At 61.6% G+C, this 3,831-nt stretch carries 2 protein-coding genes; both read left to right on the forward strand.

What is annotated here, in order from left to right:
- Window positions 1-193 precede the first annotated feature (193 nt).
- A complete protein-coding gene (locus HU811_RS25795; RefSeq protein ID WP_186658879.1) occupies window positions 194-1,969 on the forward strand; it encodes a PQQ-dependent methanol/ethanol family dehydrogenase in 1,776 nt (591 codons plus the stop codon).
- Window positions 1,970-2,264: 295 nt separating this feature from the next.
- Window positions 2,265-3,785: an acetaldehyde dehydrogenase ExaC gene (gene exaC, locus HU811_RS25800; RefSeq protein ID WP_186658882.1), complete on the forward strand. Its 1,521-nt coding sequence runs from the start codon at window positions 2,265-2,267 to the stop codon at window positions 3,783-3,785.
- Window positions 3,786-3,831: the final 46 nt, after the last annotated feature.

Raw genomic sequence — 3,831 nt, forward strand, 5'->3', positions numbered from 1 at the left:
CAGCCTCGTTGCACTCGGCAGCTCCTACAGCAATCCATCGGGATAACTTCCCTCGCCACAAATTGCTCACCTGTACCAAGGAACTAGAAAACTCAGCACAGCGGGCAATTGTTGCCAGAGGCTGCGGGGCCAAGAATCTGCGACAGACCGGGAAAATTTCCCGGGTATAACAATAACCGCAGAGGTAGCCGTCATGAGTCATCCCGCACGTCGCCAACCCTTCGCCGTGAGCCTGCTGCTCAGTGCCATGCTGCTGTCCGGTTCGGCCTCGGCCGCCGTGACCGATCAGGAAATTCTCCAGGACCCGAAAAACCCGCAGCAGATCGTGACCAACGGTCTGGGCGTCCAAGGCCAGCGCTACAGTCCACTGGCGACCCTCAACACCGACAACGTCAAGGATCTGCGGCCGGTCTGGGCGTTCTCCTTCGGCGGCGAAAAGCAGCGCGGCCAGCAGGCCCAGCCGATGATCAAGGATGGGGTGATGTACCTCACCGGTTCCTACTCGCGGGTGTTCGCGGTGGATGCACGCACCGGCAAGAAACTCTGGCAGTACGACGCGCGCCTGCCCGATGACATCCGCCCTTGCTGCGACGTGATCAACCGTGGCGTGGCGCTGTATGGCGATCTGGTGTATTTCGGCACCCTGGATGCCAAGCTGGTGGCCCTGAACAAGGACACCGGCAAGGTGGTGTGGAGCAAGAAGGTCGCTGACCACAAGGAAGGTTATTCCATCAGCGCCGCGCCCATGATCGTCAATGGCAAGCTGATTACCGGCGTGGCGGGCGGTGAGTTTGGCGTGGTGGGCAAGATCAGCGCCTACGACCCGAAAAACGGCGAGCTGCTGTGGACCCGCCCGACCGTGGAAGGGCACATGGGCTACGTCTACAAGGACGGCAAGGCCATCGAGAACGGCATTTCCGGTGGCGAAGCCGGCAAGACCTGGCCGGGGGATCTCTGGAAAACCGGTGGTGCCGCGCCCTGGCTGGGCGGCTACTACGACCCGGAAACCAATCTGCTGCTGTTCGGCACCGGCAACCCGGCACCGTGGAACTCCCACTTGCGCCCTGGCGATAACCTCTATTCCTCATCGCGTCTGGCCCTGAACCCGGACGATGGCACCATCAAATGGCACTTCCAGAGCACACCACACGATGGTTGGGACTATGACGGCGTCAACGAGCTGATCTCCTTCAATTACAAGGAAGGCGGCAAGGACATCAAAGCTGCGGCCACCGCCGACCGAAACGGCTTTTTCTACGTGCTCGATCGCACCAATGGCAAGTTCATCCGTGGCTTCCCGTTTGTCGACAAGATCACCTGGGCCAGTGGCCTGGACAAGGACGGGCGGCCGATCTACAACGAGGCCGGTCGTCCGGGCGCGCCGGGCAGCGAAGCCAAGGGCGGCTCGGTGTTTGTCGCACCGGCCTTCCTCGGGGCGAAGAACTGGATGCCCATGGCCTACAACCAGGACACCGGGTTGTTCTACGTGCCGTCCAACGAGTGGGGCATGGACATCTGGAACGAAGGCATCGCCTATAAGAAGGGCGCGGCGTTCCTGGGGGCCGGTTTCACCATCAAGCCGCTGAACGAGGACTACATCGGTGTGCTGCGGGCCATCGACCCCAAGACCGGCAAGGAAGTCTGGCGCCACAAGAATTTCGCGCCGCTGTGGGGCGGGGTGCTGACCACCAAGGGCAACCTGGTGTTTACCGGCACGCCTGAAGGTTTCCTGCAGGCCTTCAACGCCAAGACCGGGGAAAAGGTCTGGGAATTCCAGACCGGCTCCGGCGTGCTCGGTTCGCCCATCACCTGGGAGATGGACGGCGAGCAATACGTCTCCGTGCTCTCGGGCTGGGGCGGCGCGGTGCCGTTGTGGGGCGGCGAAGTGGCCAAGCGCGTGAAGGACTTCAACCAGGGCGGGATGCTCTGGACCTTCAAGTTGCCGAAGGATCTGGTGGCCAAGCGCTGAGTTGAAACTGGGGCGGGCACTGTCCTTGTGGCGATTGCCCTGTGGGAGCAAAGCTTGCTCGCGATGCAGTCGCCTCGGTTCCTTGGGAGACCGCATCGCCTTCATCGCGGGCAAGCCTTGCTCCCACAGGGGCAATGCGGCGTTTCGCCAAAAAAATCCCCGTCCCAATGCTTGAAATCTACGACCAAATAACGAGAGCCCCCCTGCCAACGACGCATTCGTCCGGCAGGCGGGGCTGTCTACCATCGGTCTATCGCCTGTCCCGTGACAGGCATCGACCAGGCAGAGGCCCATCATGATCTATGCACAACCCGGAACCCCAGGCGCCGTCGTTACCTTCAAACCGCGTTATGGCAATTTCATCGGCGGTGAATTTGTCGCGCCGATCAATGGCGAGTACTTCACCAATACGTCCCCGGTCAACGGCGAGGTCATCGCACAGTTTCCGCGCTCCAGCGCCGCCGACATTGACAAGGCCCTGGACGCGGCCCATGCCGCAGCCGAAGCTTGGGGCAAGACCTCGGCCCAGGACCGCTCCCTGGTGCTGCTGAAGATCGCTGATCGTATCGAACAGAACCTGGAAATCCTTGCCGTCAGCGAGACCTGGGACAACGGCAAGGCCGTGCGCGAAACCCTCAACGCCGACGTGCCGCTGTCGGCCGACCACTTCCGTTATTTCGCCGGCTGCATCCGCGCCCAAGAGGGCGGGGCAGCCGAGATCAATGAGCTGACCACCGCCTATCATTTCCACGAGCCGCTGGGCGTGGTCGGGCAGATCATTCCGTGGAACTTTCCACTGTTGATGGCCGCCTGGAAACTAGCCCCGGCCCTGGCCGCTGGCAACTGCGTCGTGCTCAAGCCGGCCGAGCAGACGCCGCTGTCGATCATGATTTTTGTCGAACTGATTGCCGACCTGCTGCCGGCCGGTGTGTTGAACATCGTCCATGGTTTCGGACGCGAAGCCGGTGAGGCCCTGGCCACCAGCAAGCGCATCGCCAAGATCGCCTTCACCGGTTCTACCCCGATCGGCTCGCACATCATGAAATGCGCCGCCGAGAACATCATCCCGTCCACCGTGGAACTGGGCGGCAAGTCGCCGAACATCTTCTTCGAAGACATCATGCAGGCCGAGCCGAGCTTCATCGAAAAGGCTGCCGAAGGCCTGGTGCTGGCGTTCTTCAACCAGGGTGAAGTTTGCACTTGCCCATCGCGGGCCCTGGTGCAGGAGTCGATCTATGAACCGTTCATGGTCGAAGTCATGAAGAAGATCGCCAAAATCAAGCGCGGCGACCCGCTGGACACCGACACGATGGTGGGCGCCCAGGCCTCCGAGCAGCAATACGACAAGATCCTTTCGTACCTGGAGATTGCCCGGCAAGAAGGGGCAGAGCTGCTCACCGGCGGTGCGGCAGAGCGCCTTGAGGGCGACTTGGCGAGTGGTTATTACATCCAGCCGACCCTGCTCAAGGGCCACAACAAGATGCGCGTGTTCCAGGAGGAGATTTTCGGCCCGGTAGTCGGTATCACCACCTTCAAGGACGAAGCCGAAGCCCTGGCAATTGCCAATGACAGCGAGTTCGGCCTCGGTGCCGGCCTGTGGACCCGCGATATCAACCGTGCCTACCGCATGGGCCGGGCGATCAAGGCCGGGCGTGTGTGGACCAACTGCTACCACCTGTACCCGGCCCACGCCGCGTTCGGTGGCTACAAGAAGTCCGGCGTCGGCCGGGAGAACCACAAGATGATGCTCGACCACTACCAACAGACCAAGAACCTGCTGGTGAGCTACGACATCAATCCGTTGGGGTTCTTCTGATTTAGCAACACTGCAGAACCTGTGGGAGCGGGCTTGCTCGCGAAAG

It is taken from the genome of Pseudomonas tehranensis, assembly GCF_014268615.1.
GTDB classification, from domain to species: Bacteria; Pseudomonadota; Gammaproteobacteria; order Pseudomonadales; family Pseudomonadaceae; genus Aquipseudomonas; species Aquipseudomonas tehranensis.

Bases quoted from the DNA above. Each gene is read 5' to 3' on its own strand.
- HU811_RS25795 (WP_186658879.1), top strand. From the start codon at position 194: ATGAGTCATCCCGCACGTCGCCAACCCTTCGCCGTGAGCCTGCTGCTC.
- exaC (WP_186658882.1), top strand. From the start codon at position 2,265: ATGATCTATGCACAACCCGGAACCCCAGGCGCCGTCGTTACCTTCAAA.